The 19,811-nt window shown below is 29.8% G+C and carries 22 protein-coding genes; 21 read left to right on the top strand and 1 reads right to left on the bottom strand.

Annotated elements, in window-relative coordinates; all coding sequences use genetic code 11:
• The first annotated feature begins 424 nt into the window (after positions 1-424).
• The 5 genes from FOF46_RS01060 to FOF46_RS01040 all read left to right on the top strand — a co-directional run bounded on the left by FOF46_RS01060 (position 425) and on the right by FOF46_RS01040 (position 4,390).
• Positions 425-1,156 carry an SDR family NAD(P)-dependent oxidoreductase gene (locus FOF46_RS01060; protein WP_143915171.1) on the top strand — a complete coding sequence of 244 codons (732 nt, stop codon included), beginning with the start codon at positions 425-427 and terminating at the stop codon, positions 1,154-1,156.
• A gap of 93 nt (positions 1,157-1,249) precedes the next feature.
• The gene (locus FOF46_RS01055; RefSeq protein WP_143915170.1) at positions 1,250-1,774 is read left to right on the top strand and encodes a DinB family protein; all 525 of its coding nucleotides are present in this window, start codon (positions 1,250-1,252) and stop codon (positions 1,772-1,774) included.
• A gap of 169 nt (positions 1,775-1,943) precedes the next feature.
• On the top strand, positions 1,944-2,762 hold the full coding sequence (locus FOF46_RS01050; RefSeq protein ID WP_143915169.1) for a LytR/AlgR family response regulator transcription factor: 819 nt from the start codon (positions 1,944-1,946) through the stop codon (positions 2,760-2,762).
• 94 nt (positions 2,763-2,856) lie between these two features.
• Positions 2,857-3,702 (top strand): cupin domain-containing protein, encoded by an 846-nt coding sequence (locus FOF46_RS01045; protein ID WP_143915168.1) that lies wholly within the window; start codon positions 2,857-2,859, stop codon positions 3,700-3,702.
• A 34-nt stretch (positions 3,703-3,736) separates the two neighbouring features.
• On the top strand, positions 3,737-4,390 hold the full coding sequence (locus FOF46_RS01040; protein WP_143915167.1) for a hypothetical protein: 654 nt from the start codon (positions 3,737-3,739) through the stop codon (positions 4,388-4,390).
• Between the two features lie 125 nt (positions 4,391-4,515).
• Here the strand turns inward: FOF46_RS01040 and FOF46_RS01035 are convergent, their stop codons facing one another.
• Positions 4,516-4,914, bottom strand: a complete 399-nt coding sequence (locus FOF46_RS01035; protein ID WP_333968552.1) for a Fur family transcriptional regulator — start codon at positions 4,912-4,914, stop codon at positions 4,516-4,518.
• A 65-nt stretch (positions 4,915-4,979) separates the two neighbouring features.
• Between FOF46_RS01035 and FOF46_RS01030 the strand changes: the two genes are divergently transcribed.
• The 16 genes from FOF46_RS01030 to FOF46_RS00955 all read left to right on the top strand — a co-directional run bounded on the left by FOF46_RS01030 (position 4,980) and on the right by FOF46_RS00955 (position 19,718).
• Positions 4,980-6,074, top strand: coding sequence for an alkene reductase (locus tag FOF46_RS01030; RefSeq protein WP_143915166.1), 1,095 nt, complete (start codon positions 4,980-4,982; stop codon positions 6,072-6,074).
• Between the two features lie 259 nt (positions 6,075-6,333).
• Entirely contained in the window at positions 6,334-7,539 is a 1,206-nt protein-coding gene (locus FOF46_RS01025; protein ID WP_143915165.1) for a PDZ domain-containing protein, read from the top strand.
• Between the two features lie 142 nt (positions 7,540-7,681).
• Positions 7,682-8,467 (top strand): cupin domain-containing protein, encoded by a 786-nt coding sequence (locus FOF46_RS01020; protein WP_109434647.1) that lies wholly within the window; start codon positions 7,682-7,684, stop codon positions 8,465-8,467.
• 232 nt (positions 8,468-8,699) lie between these two features.
• Positions 8,700-10,664 (top strand): carboxypeptidase-like regulatory domain-containing protein, encoded by a 1,965-nt coding sequence (locus FOF46_RS01015; RefSeq protein ID WP_143915164.1) that lies wholly within the window; start codon positions 8,700-8,702, stop codon positions 10,662-10,664.
• Between the two features lie 220 nt (positions 10,665-10,884).
• Positions 10,885-11,700 (top strand): AraC family transcriptional regulator, encoded by an 816-nt coding sequence (locus FOF46_RS01010; protein WP_143915163.1) that lies wholly within the window; start codon positions 10,885-10,887, stop codon positions 11,698-11,700.
• Positions 11,701-11,774: 74 nt separating this feature from the next.
• Complete coding sequence (locus FOF46_RS01005; protein WP_109434644.1) at positions 11,775-12,257, top strand: VOC family protein; 483 nt, start codon at positions 11,775-11,777, stop codon at positions 12,255-12,257.
• Positions 12,258-12,468: 211 nt separating this feature from the next.
• A complete protein-coding gene (locus tag FOF46_RS01000) occupies positions 12,469-12,828 on the top strand; it encodes a hypothetical protein (RefSeq protein WP_109434643.1) in 360 nt (119 codons plus the stop codon).
• Between the two features lie 41 nt (positions 12,829-12,869).
• Complete coding sequence (locus FOF46_RS00995; RefSeq protein ID WP_109434642.1) at positions 12,870-13,451, top strand: Crp/Fnr family transcriptional regulator; 582 nt, start codon at positions 12,870-12,872, stop codon at positions 13,449-13,451.
• Between the two features lie 54 nt (positions 13,452-13,505).
• Complete coding sequence (locus FOF46_RS00990) at positions 13,506-13,832, top strand: hypothetical protein (RefSeq protein ID WP_143915162.1); 327 nt, start codon at positions 13,506-13,508, stop codon at positions 13,830-13,832.
• Positions 13,833-13,872: 40 nt separating this feature from the next.
• On the top strand, positions 13,873-14,385 hold the full coding sequence (locus FOF46_RS00985) for a DUF2867 domain-containing protein (protein ID WP_143915161.1): 513 nt from the start codon (positions 13,873-13,875) through the stop codon (positions 14,383-14,385).
• A 55-nt stretch (positions 14,386-14,440) separates the two neighbouring features.
• On the top strand, positions 14,441-14,833 hold the full coding sequence (locus FOF46_RS00980) for a hypothetical protein (RefSeq protein WP_143915160.1): 393 nt from the start codon (positions 14,441-14,443) through the stop codon (positions 14,831-14,833).
• 13 nt (positions 14,834-14,846) lie between these two features.
• Positions 14,847-15,428, top strand: coding sequence for an NAD(P)H-dependent oxidoreductase (locus tag FOF46_RS00975; RefSeq protein WP_109434638.1), 582 nt, complete (start codon positions 14,847-14,849; stop codon positions 15,426-15,428).
• A gap of 309 nt (positions 15,429-15,737) precedes the next feature.
• Complete coding sequence (locus tag FOF46_RS00970) at positions 15,738-16,127, top strand: nuclear transport factor 2 family protein (RefSeq protein ID WP_109434637.1); 390 nt, start codon at positions 15,738-15,740, stop codon at positions 16,125-16,127.
• Positions 16,128-16,138: 11 nt separating this feature from the next.
• Positions 16,139-16,900: a GNAT family N-acetyltransferase gene (locus FOF46_RS00965; RefSeq protein WP_143915159.1), complete on the top strand. Its 762-nt coding sequence runs from the start codon at positions 16,139-16,141 to the stop codon at positions 16,898-16,900.
• Positions 16,901-18,016: 1,116 nt separating this feature from the next.
• A complete protein-coding gene (locus FOF46_RS31270) occupies positions 18,017-18,559 on the top strand; it encodes a helix-turn-helix domain-containing protein (RefSeq protein WP_167571712.1) in 543 nt (180 codons plus the stop codon).
• A 106-nt stretch (positions 18,560-18,665) separates the two neighbouring features.
• Positions 18,666-19,718: a S41 family peptidase gene (locus FOF46_RS00955; protein ID WP_109434633.1), complete on the top strand. Its 1,053-nt coding sequence runs from the start codon at positions 18,666-18,668 to the stop codon at positions 19,716-19,718.
• Positions 19,719-19,811: the final 93 nt, after the last annotated feature.

The raw sequence follows: 19,811 nt of genomic DNA, 5'->3' as shown, positions 1-19,811 counted from the left end.
ATGTAATATCTGAGAACGCAAAACAAAAAATATCCACACAGAATACTACATATTATTATGTTGTAGAAAATGGCACTATTTTATATAATGACATAAATATTGACTACAGCTCTAAAAAAATAGATACCCTAGACTTTTTAGAACCCGTCGAGATTCTTAAAAGACTTAAAACATACAGTTAGTTATGGTGGCTTCTATAACCGCAAAGATTTAAAGGGATACATTTGTAAAATCAAAACCTTAAACGGAAAAGTGGGGTTCATTTTTAATGAACGTTTAAAAACTAATGATGAATTATCTAAACGTTTAAATATGAATGGATTTGACAAAAAAGTATTATTGAAGACGGAAAAACATATATTCAGCAAGTTTTGGATTTTAGACGAGTAGCATCAGTCTTAATTTTGCATAAAAACATAAAAATATGCAAACCTTAAAAAACAAAGTAGTTCTCATTACAGGAGCAAACAGAGGAATAGGAAAATCACTTGTTAAAGCATCATTGCAAAAAGGAGCTAGTAAAATCTATGCTACTTGCCGAGATTTGGGCAAAATGCCAAACTTTGAAGACAATAGAGTAATTACACTTGAACTTGATATAACTAATGAACACCAAATAACTAAAGTAGTTAAGCAAGCATCAGATATGCAAGTCCTTATTAACAATGCCGGTGTTTTAAATCCAGGGACTATTTTGGATGGGGAAATAAGTACTATCAAAAAAGATATGGATGTCAATTATTATGGTACTCTAAATATGATGAGAGCGTTTGCTTCTACTCTAGATCAAAATTCACCTTCAACATTAGTTAATCTTACATCAATTGTAGCGTATTCACCATTGCCCTCTATTGCTGGATATTCAGCTTCAAAAGCTGCTCTACTTTCAGCCACCTATTCTGTACGAATCGAATTAGCTAAAAGAGGAATAATGGTTCATGCAGTAAATCCAGGAGCAATCGATACTGATATGAATAAAGGAAGTGATTGGGACATGCCCTCGCCAGATAGTGTTGCCAAAACAATCCTTGATAAAGTAGAAAATGAAGAACTGGATATTATCCCAGAAGATATAGGACTTGAAATGTTTAACGCATGGAAAGAAAACCCAAAAAATTTGGCAAAAATGTTTCATAAAATCTATCATGAAGAATAAAATGTACAAACACACAACAATTTGTATATTGCATAAGCACTCTTTGTGATACAAACATAACAGGAAAGAGAGGCTATAACAAACAATACAAAATTGGAAAAAATTTCAAGAACTATGGAATATAAACCTGAAGACGGATTTCCTTATTATTACAGTTTGGTTAAAGATGATGGTTTATATTCCCTTTTTTCTTCACCTTCTACTCTTACATTTTTAAAATCAATCGATGAAGAAAAGGGTAATTATAGTTATTCATCAGGCAAATGGACTATAAAACAAGTTGTTGGGCATATAACTGATCATGAAAGAATTAAAATGTTTAGGGCATTTCAACTTAGTCGAAAAGAAACAGTTGAATTATGGGGCTATGACCAAAACTTACTCGTTAGCAATGCTAGATTTGAAGAGTTAAGAATGAAACAATTAATTACAGACATTTCAAGTGTTAGAAAAGCATCAGTAAGTTTCATCAACACATTATCTGAGAAACAATTGAAAATTAAAGGAATGGCGCAAGGACATCAAATTACACTTGAAGAATTTCTTAAATCGATTATTGGTCATGAAAGGCATCATATAAATATTATTAAAGAAAAATACTTTAAGGAATTAGAATAAAACTAACCACTAACAAAGCGTATAAATTAATTTCTATAGAATTTACCTATTGAAAATTTACTTGCATTAATTATCTTTAACAACTAAAGAAAGCATTCACACAACCAATGTGACAAGAGATAGTTATAGTTAATTTACTCATCCAGAATAAAGTTTCATATAATTTGAAATGATCAAATTTTTACACACGCCTTTCCCTAGACCTAAAAAAACTTATAGAAATATATTCAATGTTTTTTTGTTAGGCTTTATCGCTAGTGTATTCATTATTTTTTTTAAACCATTTCGTATAGAGCATAATGGCTTATGGTATTTTAAATTAATTCTCATAGGTATGGGTGTTGTTTTTTCTCTTTCTATATACATAATGGAGTTCCTTGTACCTCTTCTTTTTAAAAAGCTATTTCAAAAATGGACATTGGTTAAAGCTATTTTATGGTATACATGGATGATACTTTTTGTAAGTGGAGTGATGTTTATAGTTAAGAGTTTTTTAGCAGGTTTTAATGATTTTACATTAGTAGAATATTTAAACGTTATTGGAAGAATTTCTGGAATAGGCTTATTTATTACTTTTTTTACTTTAGGGATTGTTAGTTACTTCAATAGACAAAAAATTTCTTTACTTTCCTCAAAAGAAACGTACCAAATTACTGCTCCCAAAGTCAAACCTATAAAATTAAATCTTGATGAAGTAATGTATATTATGAGTGATGATAACTATGTAGATATCCATATTATTTCAAATGATAAAAGAGACAAAATAATTTTTCGCTCTAGTCTTAAAAACATTGAAAGTCAAATCGTCAATCCACTATCACCAATATATCGCTGTCATCGTCAATATTTAATCAATATTAATTTCTTCAAAATAAAAAATAGTAAAAGCAGAAATACATCAATTGAACTTAAAAAATTTCAAGATGAGATTCCTGTATCTAATAAATATTACAGTACTATTTTAAGTCTTTTACAAATTCACCCCTAAAACCTGCTCATTATCCACAATCACCATAAAACAAAAGGTTTTGAGTTTTAAGTTTTATTCATTTGCGAAGTAAAAACTTAAAATCATTACTCAAATGAAAACATTAAATACTCTTATTGCTACATTATTTTGTGGCCTGTTTATGATGAGCATATGTGCTCAAAGAATTAGTGCATCAGAAGTAACACCTGATGCTGAAAATAAAACCAAAACTGTTCTTAAAATAGAAGTTGAAAAAATCTTAAACACTTACATCGAAGATTACAGAAATGATCGTCATGCCAGAGAAAAGCGAATTGTTGGTATAGAAGTCCCTGAGGTTGATGGGAAATGGACAATAAAAATAACAGGAAAAAAAATAGGTGAAAAAAAATGGGAAGTAATTCTTTTAGAAGGATTACCAAATATACCTACTTATGTCTACCGTATTGAATTAAAAACTTTAAAAGCAATTAATAATGAAGAAATAAACGCACTTACTGCACAAGCAAAAGCTTTTTCTAGCGATTATGCACCGATGGATGTATACGAAATTAAAGGCTACAAGCCGACTGAAGATGATGATAGTGCATTAAATGCTTTTTCATTTCATTTTTGGACCAAAGGATTTCCTGAAGTTATTCCATTTCGTCCTGATGCAACGCGTAGAGCTCATGGTTCTGGAGTTACTATTTTTTATTATGAAAAAGGATTAAGAACAGGTTGGTATAATATACTGCCAGGAGAACGTGTACGAGAAGATGCAAGGGAACAAGCTATGCCTTTTCCTATGATGGGAGTAATGATTAAGGGGACTGCAAAAGGAATTGTAGACGGTGCACCTATTACTGTTTCTGAAGGAAATACAGTATTTATCCCTGCTAATGTGCATCATAAATGGTGGAATGAGTCTGATGAATCTGTAGAGTTAATACTCATTATGTTCGGAAAAGGTGCTTAAATACACAATACTTTAACTACTTATACTTTTAGTTATGAATTCTGAAAAATTATTGTCCAGGCAATGGATAACTGTTGGTGCAATTTCAGGAATTATTGCAAATATTTTATTTCCAATACTCTTATTAACATCATTACCGAGTTATATTGAAATATTTTTGGCGAGTATTTTTGGAATTTTATTTTCCTTAGTTGGTTTTGCTCTTCATCATTTATTAAAATACGAGAAAATAACCATACTTACACAGTTAGGAGCTATTTTTATCTTTTGCAGTGGTGTGATTTTTAATCTTATGTTAATGGTGCAACTCACTTTTAAAGGATATTTACAACACTATCAAGATGGTATAACTGCACAAACAGATATAGATTTACTTAATTGGATTGCAAAAACTGTTGATCCTGTACATTTAGGAATGCAATTATCAAATGACTTTTTTACTGCTATAGCCATGTTGCTTTTTTCAATAGTTATGCTAAAGAGTAAATATTTTGGAAAGATTTTGGGAATATCAGGTTTCTTAATTAGCATATCATTGATACTAATTAAATGCTACGCTTTTCCCATGACACCATATGAAATAGGATTTCCTTATATATTTGGACCATTGATGGTATTGTGGTTTCTAGCAGTTTGTATACAATGCCTTAGAAAAAAGCAAGAAATGAATAAACTACCTATAGCATAGTATATAATTAACCCTTAAGGTAGTTATGTTCTAATCAGAAAATGACAACTTAATAAAGTCAATTACCAACACGCATAAAACTAACCATAACAGGCTATATAAAAACCGTAATGGACAGTTGAAAGTCAACGAGAACAATCCTCACAAGTTCCGGATAAAACACAATTTACACCGTCCACTTGATAACCATTCGGTACCGAAAAATCGACTTTTACCGGTAGACATTCAATAGTCTCACACTTAGTACATCTAAAATGAAAATGATGACCCGAAAGGATTTTATCATCACAGTTTACGCAAACGGCAAAATACTGTTTACCATCTTCTGCAACTACCCGATGTAAAATACCATCTTCGCAAAACCGATTTAAAACACGATAAATTGTTGCTCGGTTAATCTTCTGCGTTATTTTTTGTTCAATAGCATCTCTGCTCATTGCTTTTCCAGATTTCTTGAGCAATTCTAACACGGCTTCTTTAGTTGGAGTATTACGTCTTTCCATATAAATGCGACTTTTTCGCAATAACTATTGCGAATTACTTGCAATAATAACAAATTTACTTAATTTTGTCAAAAATTCAAGATAAAATGACCGTATTAGACAAATATATAACGCAAAACATAACCTTAAAAAATAGGGTTGTAATGGCTCCAATGACAAGGAGTAGAGCTAATAATAAAAAAGGATTAGCAACTGACTTAATGGCTCAATACTATGAACAAAGAGCAACTGCAGGATTAATTATTACAGAAGGGGTTAGTATAAGCAAACAAGCCATTGGATACATAAATGTCCCAGGAATATATAGTGAAGAGCAAACAATTTCATGGAAAAATGTTACTGAAAAAGTTCATCAAAAAGGAGGTAAAATATTTGCTCAACTTTGGCACGTTGGTAGAATATCTCATCCTGATTTACTTGATGGAAATTTACCTTTAGCTCCTTCTCAAATTAATCCAAATTCAGAATGTTACACGCATTCAGGATTTAAAGGTACTGTCACACCCAAAGAAATGACTCCTCAAGAAATAAAAAATACAATTTTAGATTTTCAAAAAGCAACAGAAAACGCCATAAAAGCAGGTTTTGATGGTATAGAAATACATGCTGCAAATGGCTATTTATTCCATCAATTTTTTGCAAAATGTGCCAATACAAGAACCGACCAATATGGTGGAAGTATTGAAAATAGAGCTCGAATTTTATTTGACGCATTAGATGCAATTCAACAAAAAATTCCTTCATCAAAAATAGGCGTTAGACTTTCTCCCGATTTTAAAACTTGGTTTGGTATTCAAACAGATGATGAAACAACGCAACTGTTTGAATACATCACTACAAAACTAAATAACTATAATTTAGCCTACCTACATATTGGAGGTTATGTAGAAGCAGATGATTCTAACCCAACTCAAAGTATTTTGGATACCGCAAAACATTATCGAAAATTATACAAGGGAACATATATCATAAATCGAGGTTTCACAAAAAAATTGGCAAATGATGCAATAGAGCAAAATTTAGCAGATCTAATTTCGTTTGGAGAACCATTTATTAGTAATCCCGATTTGGTGAAACGTTTTGAGCTAAATACACCATTACAAAAAGCAGATCAAAGTACTTTCTACTCAACAGGAGAAAAAGGTTATACAGATTATCCATTTTTAGAAAACACTATTTAATATTAAAAAACAAGAAGGGAAAATATAAAGTTAATTGGACTAAACATTATAAAATTTAGGTTTTAAGAACGGATAAATTAAAAACAATACAACAATTTGTTTCAGTGTAAACCCAAAAGTTTATCGCTTTCTACTCCCCTACTTATTATACACTCTATACACTAAAAAATTATCGAGAATGTTGGATAAAACAACATAATTTGGTTCGAGACAACCATTTTTATTTTTTTTACGTCTTTATAAAAAATAGCCTTGACAAATGCAAAAACTTATTGTACTCATAATATTCTTTTTTTTAATCGATTTGACTAGTGCTCAATCTGCAAAAGAACAATTAGCATTTGCTAATTCTGCTAAATTAGAAAACAAAGTCTTTTTTGAGGGGATATCCTTCCAAAATAAATTTGGCTACTTCATAATACCAGTACATATTGGAAATAAAAATTATGAATACATTTTTGATACAGGAGGATACAATACATTGACTTCCGAAATTATGGATAAAAACAAACTTCCAAAGTTAATGGAAGTAGAAGTGGGTAGTTCTAATCAAATAAAATCTAAAATCATACTAACAAAAATACCTTCAATCAAAATTGGAGATATTGATTTTAAAGAAATTGGAGCGTTTAATTTTGATTTTGACGATTCACCTCAAATCAAATGTTACACAAATGGAGGGATTATTGGTAAAAGCATTATTAAGAATGCTGTTTGGCAAGTAAATGCTAAAGAACAAAAAATCATATTGACCGACAACATCAATAAACTAAAAAACCTCAACAATGCAATCAGAATAAAAGTAAAACTAGATAAAACTTTTAATCCGTTTATTAAAGCTAAAATTAATGATAAAACATTAACTTTTTTACTTGATTTTGGCTACGGCGGTTTTATTTCACTTACTGAAAAAGTTGGTGTAAATTTAAACTCACAAGAAATAGTCGAGATTATTGGAGAAGGTTCTATAAGTGCAAATGGTATTGTAAATGAAAGTATGTTTATTAAAACATTAGAAAGTTTTAAAATAGGACGTTCTAATCTACAAAATCAAGTTGCCTACTATTCAAAGTCTAATAATTATAATCTTATTGGTTCTGGAATTACAAAACATTTTATTGTTACCTTGAATTTTAAAGATCAGGAACTCTTGCTTACGCCAATTGAAAATACAGAAAAACTGAGCTCTAAAAAATCATTTGGCTTTGACTTAAATCGGAACGATAACAATGTATACGTGAGCAAAATTTTTAAAGATTTTTCTGCAGAAAAAGCTGGATTAAAACTAAATGACATTGTCATTTCTATTAACAACAAAGATATTACCAAAAGCTCTTATTGTGATTTCTACGATTACACAAAAGAAATTTTAAGAGGTGATGAAGCTATTCGACTAACAATTAAACGTGAAAACGTATTGCAAAACATTCAAGTAATTAAGTCTAATATATTCAATTTAGAATAAAAACACTTCTGTCAACACTGTATAAAATTGATAGCGGTTTGGGTACTAACCTGAACCGTTTTTGTATTTATTTAAGTATATTACTTTTTGAAAACTAAGTGTGTCTGATCCACTATTACACTTGTACTAAACCTTGTGCGTAATGAAAGGAATTTTAATAACCGTAATTTTAACTATAGTATCTACATTATCTTTTGCTCAAAAAACATCCAAAGATTCAATAATTGAACCATTTAAAATTGAGGATAGATTAATCTCAGGATTGGATATACCCAGGCTAAAATTAAAAGCGCATCCAGAACGTGAATACTATCAAAAAAATATTTACAAAGGGGCAGAACTAAGTGTCTACATTTTATCAAGTGAAACTGCATTAAATGAAATCAATAATTTTCCTATTGATGAATTTGTCTATTACATTAATGGTAGAGCTGATATAGAAACTAAAGATTCTACTAAACTTACTTTTTATTCGGGCGATTACCTTTTTGTACCAAAAGGATTTTCTGGAAATTGGACAAATAACGGCGGAAATAAACTTCATTTGGAATTATCAGTAATTTCAAATAAGCGAGGCGATAGCACCAAAACATCGATAGCCAAAAACCCATTTTTGCTTGACCAAGAATTATTGTCTGGAATTGGTCTAACAAAACATAATTCTACTACGTATAAGAACATTATCTATTCTGGAGTAGAATTAGATGTTTTTACAGAAGCAGAAATACCAACAAAAAAAGAAATTTCTGAAAACAAAAAAGAGCAATTCATACACATACTCAATGGTAGTTTAACAATCCGACCAATTAATAGTCAACCTCAAACATATTATAAAGGAGACTTCTTTATATTACCAAAAGGATTTAGTGGAAGTTGGGAAGTCGAAGGACAGAGATTATTGAGGATACTAAAAGTAATCTCAAAATAAAAAACATTATGATTTGCAAAGTGATAAAATATAAAAATTGATGTTTTAATATTGATAATAAATACAAAATAATACATTCAACTTAATATCAAACCAAAACTTAATTTACATCTTCTCCCCTACTTTTCTATACTTAACATTATATCACATTTAAAAAAAACATTTCCTAATCAAGACAACTATTTGATAAGAAATAGCGTCTTTAACAATAGACACCAATCATGAAAAGAAAATGATACCCAAAAAGATTAGTTATTTACTTTTATTAGTTCCCATACTATTAGTTGGTCAACAAAACCAAAAAGAAAAATATAATGCTGGATTTATGTCTTTAAACTTAAAAGACAAAGGCAGAATTTATAAGCCTGAAACCTCGAATAACGATAGTTTACATTTTCGACCTGTAGATTTAGATATTTGGTATCCATCGAATGAAAAAAAAGATAAACCATTAATTTTTGGAGATTTATTCAAATTATTTGAAGAAAGAGCTGTCAAATATCAAGAGAACAATGATTTCTCTGGACTTACTTCAGAGTTAGCACAATTTTACGTTGCCGAATTGGGTGTCGGTACAGATGGAGAAAAATTATTGGAAATAAAAACAAATAGCTTTGGTAACATAACACCTTCTAGTAAAAAACACCCAGTAATAATCTATATGGCAGGGTTTAATGGAATGGGGTTCGAGAATTACAAAGTTTTGGAGAGTTTGGCAGAAAATGGATTTGTTGTTGTTTCTATTTGGTCTGTTGGCCGTTATCCTGGTGATATGACTAATGAAAAAGAAGATATGCAAGAGCAAGTCTATGACGCTGAGTTTGCTTTGAATTACTTGAGAAATAACAAAAAATTAAATGTAGATTTAAACAATATTGGAATTCTTGCTTATAGTTGGGGAGGTATGGCTGCAGGAGTATTGTCCAATAAAAATCAAAATATAAAAACAATAGTTTCCTTTGATGGAACAGAAACTCATTATTTTGGAGAAGTTGACACGAACGTGTATGCTAACGGAGCAACTGGAGAAGATAATGACCTGTTTATTAAAGAAATATATGATTCAAATCTTCTGAATCCACAAAATCAAAACATCAGTTATCTTTATTTTGAAAGTGGTGATAAGCTCAATGATTTTCAGCCAACCGAAGAATACAACTATTTTAAAAAATTGAATTCAGAAAAATTTTATTTACGATTTGAAAATAGTACTCACGCCGATTTCACCAGTATACCATCCATTCTCAATGCATCAATAAACTCAGTTAAAATTTATGAAAACATAAATACTGCAACAGTTAATTTTTTCAATAAAACTATAAATGGTAACGATACCTTTACAGAAAATTGGGAAACATTGATTGGATCAGATTCTACGAATATTGAGACTTTTGATATTTCAGAAAAAACAATAGCTACATCAGAAATATCTGGTAAAATAATTGATGCTAAAACTAGAGAATCACTATCGTATGTAAATATTGGTGTCCTAAATGGAGAAACTGGAACAGTTACCGATATAGAAGGTAATTTTATTTTAGAAATGAATGACCAAGTTATAAACGACACTTTAAGAATTTCGATGATAGGCTACAAACCCATCGAAATATTGATAAAAGACCTGAAATCAAAAAAAATGCCTTTTTTAATTGAATTAACCGAGCATATTAGTGAGCTAAATGAGGTGGTAATTACTACTAAGGCGCTTAAGAAGAAAATCATTGGAAATAAAACCAAATCTAAATTTCTAAGTACTGGTTTTAGTTACGACCAATTAGGCGCAGAAATGGGAATTAAAATAAACATTCGAAAAGAACCAACATTTGTCGATGCTTTTAATTTCAATATTTCTTACAATCGTTTAAGTGCTAAATCTATTTTCAGAATAAACTTTTACTCATTAAAAAATAATAAACCCTTTGAGAATATTTTGACAAAAAATATACTTGTAGAAATAGAACCAAAACAGACTGGATTGATTTCGATTGACTTAAAATCTTATCACATAGTTGTAAACTCAGATATAATAGTTACTCTTGAATGGGTAGATAACGAAGGAGAAAACAAAAAAGGAGAGGCAATCTTTTTTTCGCTAGGTCTTTTAACAAACGGTACAATTTACAAAAAATCAAGTCAGGCTGAATTTAAAAAATATAGTAGTATGGGTGTTGGATTTAATATTGACATTCGGGAATAAAACATAGTTTAGCGATATATAAAAAACATAAGGCTCTGGAGCTTAATCAAAAGATCTGTGTTTGTTTGCAAAATCGTCAATTAAAAAATTGGAATTTACAAAAAATGATAAAAGGAAAATATTTATATTTGACTTAGTCCCAATCCAAAATATATCGTTTATCACCCGTCCAATGTTACCTCCCCTTAACATTGTGTGTCACTAAAAAAACAAACTATCAATGGATTATCAAACATTTCAGCCGCATCCAGATTTAGAATCCCTAATTAGCTGTTATTGGACTTTAGAAGTTCCTGCTGATAATGATTCGCAAAAACAGCGAATCGTTCCTGATGGTTGTATTGAAATGGCTTTTATTCTAGGTGATGATATAAAACGATATACTTCAGAGGATGAATTTATATTACAACCTCGTGCAATGATACTTGGGCAAACCATTAAACCATTTTATATAGAACCAACAGGATATGTGAATACATTCGCAATCCGATTTTATCCATACGGATTTGCAAATTTTGTAGCTGAGCCAATTAAAAACTTAGCTAATAAAGAAACTCCATTAGAATTATTGTTTGAAGAAAAAATAGCTAAAGAACTAGAACAAAAAATAATCTATGCAAAGAGTGTTAAACAACGAATAGAAATCATAGAAGTATTTCTTCTGGAAAGGTTAAATGATAAATCGACGGTTGAAAATATTGTAAAAACAACTATTAATGCTCTACTATCTACGAACGGAAATGCACCAATAAAAACAATTCTTAAAGATGATTTATCCAAAAGAAGACAACTTGAGAGAAAGTTTGAAAAACAAATTGGAGTTAGTCCAAAACAATTAGGCAAAGTCATTAGATTGCAAACCGCATTAAAAATATTACTTAACACAGAAACAGAAAGTCTAACTCATATTGCATACGAAAGTAAATATTATGACCAAGCCCATTTTATTAAAGACTTTAAGGAGTTTACAGGAACTAGCCCAAAAGAGTTTTTAGGGAATGAAAATATGACTCTTTCTGCTCTTTTCTACAAATAGATCGAGTGTCGCATTTTTACAATTTCTGTTTCTTTATAAAAGATAATTTTGTAGTGTTTAACTAATTGAGACAAATGAAAAAAATAATACTAATACTTGCCTTGTGTCTTATGGCTTGTAACAGCCAAAACAAATCCAAACCAGAAGAAGAAAAGCAAGATTTACCAGTAGAACAAACTACAAACGAGATGCAAAGTTTTATTTCTCTTTTTGAAATTCCTGCAACAGATATTTCACGAGCAATCAGTTTTTATCAAGCTATTTTGGGTATTAACATTGAAAAAATGGAAATACCAGGAATGGAAATGGGAATATTTCCGTATGAAGGACAAATGGTTACAGGAGTTATAATAAAAGGAGAAGGATACGCTCCTTCAACAAATGGTGTGACCATATACCTTAATGGTGGAAATAATCTTCAACATATTCTTGATAAGGTCGAAAAAAACGGAGGAAAAGTCATTGTCCCAAAAACTGCACACGCAGATGAAAGTGGATTTTTTGCCATGTTTTTAGATACTGAAGGGAATAAACTCGGTCTAAATTCCTTAAACTAAACAAAGAAAAAGCAAACGCTTTGTATTATACATAAAATCAGAGCAAAGTTTAGTTTGAAATCAAAAGGTATTTTCTTTTTGCAATAGTACTATATTTTTATAAATTTAATAAGAAATAAAAATGAGTAGATAAATTGATTGGTTAAGGTATGTTTGCCTTGCTTCAATTCATATATTTGGTATTCTTTACTATTTACCAATCAGAATCTAAATGGAAATCAAAATACATAAAACACTAAAGCCTTATCATTGGATGCTGTCAATCATTACTATTCCAATATTTGGTCTTTTTACAGCATTTTATGGTTGGATTTTTTACGCAACTATTTCTGGCCAAAATGGAATTTGGGGAAATATGTATAGTTACTATGATTTAACAAAAGAGCAATATGGTTTTTCCCGACTTATTATCCCTCTGATTTTAATCGGGTTAATGATATTCCAATTAAAATATCTGATTGAAAAAAATGCAAATCAAATGAATAAAACATTGCTAGTTTCTTTAATTTTTATTGTACTCTGGATCATCGGAGAGTTTTATTTGCAAACAAAATTTATTGGGAAAGGATAACGGAAAAAATAAAAAAAGGTATACTGTAGTCAATTAGAAAAATGGATAGTGAGAAAATCTTAAATAAAATAAGTGAAATATATTCACCTTTATCCGTCGAATGTCAAAAAGAATTCATTATCAACTCAAAACTTAGCACTTTCAATAAAGGAGAGATTGTAGTTAGAGAGGGTCAATATTCTAAAAAGGCCTATTTAATAGTGGAAGGCTGCGCAAGAGCTTATTATTTGAAAGACGGCAAAGATATTTCAGATTGGTTCACTTTCGAAAATCAGTTTATGGCACCAATTGTTAGTTTTTTTAGCGAGGAACCAAGCCCACATTATGTTGAATTTGTTGAAGATTCAAAAGTTTTAGAATTTTCGAAAGACATAATAGACAGCCTTACTAATAAACATCATGACTTCGAACGCTTTATCCGTATTGTAGTGACTGAAACTATGTTAGGTTTATGCGAAAGGTTATATACAATTCAATTTAATAAGGCCGAAGAAAGGTATAAACACTTATTAAGTATATATCCTGATATAACCAATAGAATTCCTTTTACACATATTGCTTCTTATTTAGGAATTACTCTCGAGACCCTGAGCCGGATAAGAAATCCCAAAATTCGAATTTGATTTATATCAAATGAAACTTCTTTCATTTAAATAACCTTTGTAAAAAGATTAAAAATGGAAGAAAATAACGAACAATCGAAATCAATTTGGGGGAAATGGTGGATACCATTTAGAAAATGGTTTTATCCAGCTTGGCTAGTATATGAAGTTTCAATACGCTTTTATGAATATTCATTATCTGTTCATATTTATTTTATCGAACAACAAAAGTATGTAGGACAAATCGGTGCTCAAACTTTAGCTATTTTTTGTAGCATCACTACTTTCGTCATTTGCACATTTTATTTAACCGTACCTGCTTATTTTACCCTGTTTAAGTTATTTAAAGAAGATGATTTAACAGGCTCAAGATTCGAACAGCTAATGAAAAAGTTTTTCTAATCCTCTACCTGCACAACAACTATAAGTAATATTACCGGTTATGAATACAAAAGTCATTTTAGAAAACACCCCCGATACAAGTCTGATTAACAACACGTTAAATAAAATCGATTATTCAGACACTTACGCTACAACCAATCATTTAGATAGTTTAGAGAAAATTACAAATATGATATTTGCCAATTTTCCTAATTGGGTTACAATTATGATGAAGTTTAGAAATACAATTGTGAAAATTTTCGATTTAAAAACTCAAAAACCTTCAGATTATAACACTGATTTTAAAGTAGGAGGTTACATAGGGTACTTTAAGATTTATGAAATAATGAGTAATGAAATTATTCTTGGTGCAAATGATAAACATCTCAATTTTAGAGTCAGCGTTTTTAATTCTCAAGAACTAACCTATAACATTAAAGTTTCTACCATAGTACAGTATAATAAAAGATGGGGTAAAATCTATATGACAATTGTTAAACCTTTTCATCAATTAATTGTAAAAAAAATGGTTAGAAACGCTTGTAAAAATAGCAATACACGTATTTCAAACTAAAACTATACTGATATTTCTACTCATCAAATTTATAGTCAATCCTAATGTATTAAATATGAATGCACATTTGTTTATTGCGGGAATCCTTTGTTTTATTTTAGGGCTATCTCATTCAATATTTGGAGAACTTTTAATTTTTCAACACAAAAAAAATAATAAAAAAATAACACCTACAATCGTAAAGTCTGACCTTAAAGAAAGGCATCTAAGAATTATTTGGGCTACTTGGCATATAGCTTCTTTCTTTGGCTGGTGTGTAGGTGCTATACTAATAAAAATAGCACTTAAGCAAACTATATTAAATGCTGAATTGATAGAATTCATAATAAGTTCAATTGCAATTGCAATGTTTTGTTCTTCCTTTCTGGTTTTATTCGGAACAAAAGGAAAACATCCTGGATGGGTAGTTTTCCTAGTAATTGGAATTTTAACACTACTAGGAATCTAAAAATAACAAAAAGATGAATAAACGAATAGTACTAATCATTGGCCATCCAGATAAGGAAAGTTATAATAATGCATTAGCAGAAGCATATAAAAAAGGAGTACAAACTTCTGGTACTGAAATTCAAGAGATAATAATTCGAGATTTAGAATTTAACCCAAACCTTCAATTTGGATATAGAAAAAGAACAGAACTGGAGCCAGATTTGTTAAATGCTCAAAAAAAATTGAAATGGGCTGACCATCTGGTATGGATTTATCCTGTATGGTGGGGCTCTGTACCTGCAATTATGAAAGGTTTTTTAGATAGAGTTTTACTTCCTGGATTTGCTTTTAATAAAAGAAAAAACTCTTTGTGGTGGGATAAAAGTTTTACTGGCAAAACGGCTAGAATAATCTGCACCTTAGATCAGCCAAGTTGGTATTACAAATGGTTCTATAGAAGTCCTAGTCATAATGCCATGAAAAAATTAACAATGAATTTTATAGGTGTAAAAAAAGTACAAATTACAACTATAGGACCAATAAGACTATCCAAAGAAGAATTTAGAGTCAAATGGCTAAAAAAAGTCGAAAAACTAGGGTTAATGAACAAATAATAATTAGCTACAACATGGTGGTATATAAGTAACAATGGAAGAAGTGTCAAACCTAAGTTTTAAATGTATAAACCGTCTTCATTCTCAATAGAGACAATCAATTTGGATTTATCTCATAACCATTTTAAGAGTAATAATCTTAAAAGAAATATTTTGTGATTTATATCATTTTTTAAATAGTTGATAGATAGTAGATTTAGTATTTAAATCAAAAACATAATACTAATATAAATTATAACTTTTTTACTTATAATGTGTTTACTTTAAAGTTCTTTCGCGCTACAAAACAACTAGTTAAAAATTAATGTTATGAACAAAGAACATCCAAATATCGAGGTTTTAAAAAGACTTGACCTTACCAACTTAGTAGCAAGTACCGAAGTTATTGCAGAAGACTTTGTTTGGCATTATTTTAACCCAGAATTGCCCGACTTAGAAGGAGACTATTTCGGTCTTTCTGGTTTAATGGACTTTTTTAAAAAATTATCTGATCTCACCACTGGTACCTTTAAGATAAACCCTCTGTCTATTACTCCTATGGGAGATGAAATAGTTGTCGTGCATGTCAAAGACACTATGCTATTAAAAGGTAATCAAATGGAAGTTGACGCCGTTGTCGTATGGAGTATTTTTGATGGTTTGATCAAAGAAGCCTGGGACATTCCTGCAGTGCGTACTGCTACCGTTATAAAATCATAAAAACAGAAACTATGAAACTAGTAGAGGTAACACCAGAAAATGCTGTAAAAGAAACTTTCTTCTGCATAAAGAATACTAAAAAACAAGGATTTAAAGATAAACTTAAATGGTTTAAAAAGAGCTACAAAGAAGGTCTAAAAATAAAAATTCTTAAAAATGATGAAGACAAAATGATTGGGTTTATAGAATACGTTCCAGCCATAAAAGCATGGAGACCTATAGATGCTGATAACTATATGTTTATTCATTGTACTTATATATACGCTAAAAAGGATCGGAATAAAGGTTATGGATCAATACTCATTGAAGATGCTGAAAAAGAGGCAAAAACCAAGGGAATGGATGGCTTATGCGTAATAACGAGTAAAGGTGGTTGGCTGGCTAATAAAACTCTTTTTGAGAACAATGGTTTTGAACAACTCGAAGCAAAAGATAGGTTTGAACTTCTTTCAAAAACATGGAACAGCAGCGCTAAAAAACCTAAATTCTACAATTGGACCAATCAACAAAAAAAGTACAAAGGTTGGCATTTACTTTATGCAGACCAGTGTCCCTGGAACGAAAAGTCTGCAGTAGCAATACTAAACGTAGCAATGGATTACGGTGTAGATTTGAAAGTATCTAAAATAAATACAGTAGAAGAAGCAAAAATGGCCCCTTCGGGATTTGGAGTTTTCAATCTATTGCACGATGGTAAGTTACTAGAAGACCATTATATTAGCGCGACACGATTTAGAACTATTTTGAAAAAGGAACTGGATATGTCAAAATAAAATAATGAAAAGTACAACATCATGTATACTTAATTTACCAATACATCTGAAAATCACAACTGATTTTCTCAACTATCCCCCACACAAACCATTACCTAGTATTTTTAAAACCTAATAAATTTTGTCATAGATTTTAAAAGTTCGTATTTAATCGTAGCAAAGTAAATTAAAAAAAGTCTGTATTCAAAAGCATAAAAGTATAAAGAGAAATTAGATTTATCTGCAAAAAATTCACGCTAAGAGTGCTGTAAAATTTGCACTTGAACAATAACTCCTTGCTAACTTTAAACATAAAAGTAAAACTTAATATAAAATAGAAATGTACAAAAAAATGATTGTTAAGATATACTCTCCTTAATTCTATTCATATATTTAACATTCGAACTAGAAAACTAAATAAATGATATTCGGAACAGTTTTTACCGGACAAATTAAAAGTCAAAATAAGCAATGAATTGATTAAAAAAAGTAATTTTTAGACAAAACATTAATAATATATTAATGCAGTACTATAGGTTATCGCCCTAAAAATTTCAACATCAGAAAAAAATCGATAATTCGTTAATAAATATCATAATTCTTTTTGGAGCTATTCAAGGCTTTGCATTGTGTCTGTTTTTTTTAATTAAAAAAAAGGTAAACAAAAATGCGCTTGGTTATTTTGTATTATTCCTTTTCTCTTTATCCTTCTTTAATCTTATATATTATTTTCTCATTATGCAGATAACGGTAATTGCCGGTATCCCCATAACCTCATTCCCTTTTCCTTATAAATACCTCATCGGAGTAGGGTTTTACTTTTACATAAAATCTCAAATATCTAAAGATGAAAATATCATTGCTAAACTTGAATATTTTTTATTTCTACCAGCTTTACTTTATACTATTTTAAGAACTTACTGGTATATAAACCTTCATACAGGTATAAACAAAAATATCTTTTTGAATGTCTACAAAACAGGATTTTTTGTTTATAATGAATTTGTTTATTTGATTTTTAATCTTCTACTACTTTTTTTCGCTATACGATTCTTAAAAAGAACCAGTACGCAAATCAAAGGTTTTAATACAGCGCGAAAAAACTGGAGGTGGCTCTTAAAATTTTCCTACGTATTTATGGCTATTACAATAGTAAACTTACTACATCAAAGTATTATGAGTCTTACCGGTTTACAAGATAATGGACAACTATACCTAATTATTCTAGTGATGAATACGATCTATATTTATTGGGTAGGTTTAGAAACATTGACAAAATCAAAATTCTTATTTAATAGTTTTAGCCTAAAACAAAAAAACACCGAGCAACAGCAACCTATAAATCCATTTGCGCAAAAACTTGAACATTATATAAAAACAGAAGAAGTTTTTACAAATAAAAACCTGAAAGTGGCTGATCTGGCTTATTTATTAGAAACAACCGAAAAAGAATTGTCTTCATATATACACGAATCATTTAATATGTCATTTTCAGATTACATAAATCAACATAGAGTTGAAAAAGTAAAAGAATTACTGATATCTGAAAACCAAAATATATATACACTCATAGCTATCGCAGAAAGTGCAGGCTTTAGTTCTAAGTCTTCCTTTAACACCGTCTTTAAGAAAGTTACCGGCATAACACCCACCCAATACAAGGTAATGCATAAAAAATAATACATCCATTATTTTTTTTCTGGACATTCTTCTCTTCTTTTTTAACAAAAATAAGTGATTCCAAAATTAGCTTTGCTCATATAATCATTTATTAAAACTTAAAATTATGAAGTCAATATTTAAAGGTATTTTATTTAGTTTATTATTAATTACAAATGTATATGGTCAAGATAAGCCGAAAACCATTAAAGACAGTATCGCATTTTTTTATAATGATTTATTAAATAATCTAGAATCAAAGTACTTAAACCGTAAAGAAATAGACTGGGATAATATAAAGGCATACACTCTTAAAAATGCATTTGAAGCGAAAGATTTTGAGACATCTTTAAAAACTACGACTAAATTATTTGATACTATAGGTTGCAATCATTGTGAATTATTTGCCGAGAAAGACTCTTATAAAAGCACTTTAAATACCCCCTTATCACAGGATGATTTCAGCATCGAATTTTTAAGAGCATTAGAAAATGAAACTGGGTTCAATTTTGATGTTAAACTTATTAATAAAAATATTGGTTATATAAATATGCCTGGAATGTTGTTGATTAATTTGTCTCAAGATTCACTCAACCTCAAAACACAAAAAATGTATGATAAGATCGTTGAATTAAAGAAAAAAGAAACTATCAAAGGTTGGGTGATAGATTTACGTTTCAATATTGGGGGTAATGCTTATGTAATGTTAGCAGCTTTGTACAATTTGTTAGGAGATAATATTGTTTATAATTCAGTTGATATAAATGGAGCTAAGATTAATACGAATAGATTAGAAAATGGTGGATTTTATTCTGGAAAAACTTTAAAAACCAAAGTAAACATTTCTACTCCACCAGATTTACAGATACCTGTAGCACTTATCATTGGTAAAATGACAGGTAGTGCAGGGGAAGATATAGCGGTCGCTTTCAAGAATAGAAAAAATGTAATTTTTATTGGAGAAAAAAGCTATGGTTTCCTAACAGGTAATGACGTTTTTGAGCTTCCTTTTAATACAAAAATAGCCCTTACTATGTCTTATATTGTTGATGTAAATAATAAGTATCGAGAATACATTATTCCAGATATTGAAGTTATCAAAAAAGATAATTTTAAGGATTTAGCAAAGGATGAAAAAATAATTCGAGCAATAGCATTTTTTGAAACTGTAAAAGAATAATACTATTGAAAACTATATGAAATTAATTGTTAGTGCTAATTTACTAATCAAAAACTTCTTGGGTTTTCTTATTTGGTTCTTAGTTAAAACAGT

It is taken from the genome of Aquimarina algiphila (assembly GCF_007489275.1).
GTDB classification, from domain to species: Bacteria; Bacteroidota; Bacteroidia; order Flavobacteriales; family Flavobacteriaceae; genus Aquimarina; species Aquimarina algiphila.
This window is presented reverse-complemented; position numbering and strand designations above follow the sequence as displayed.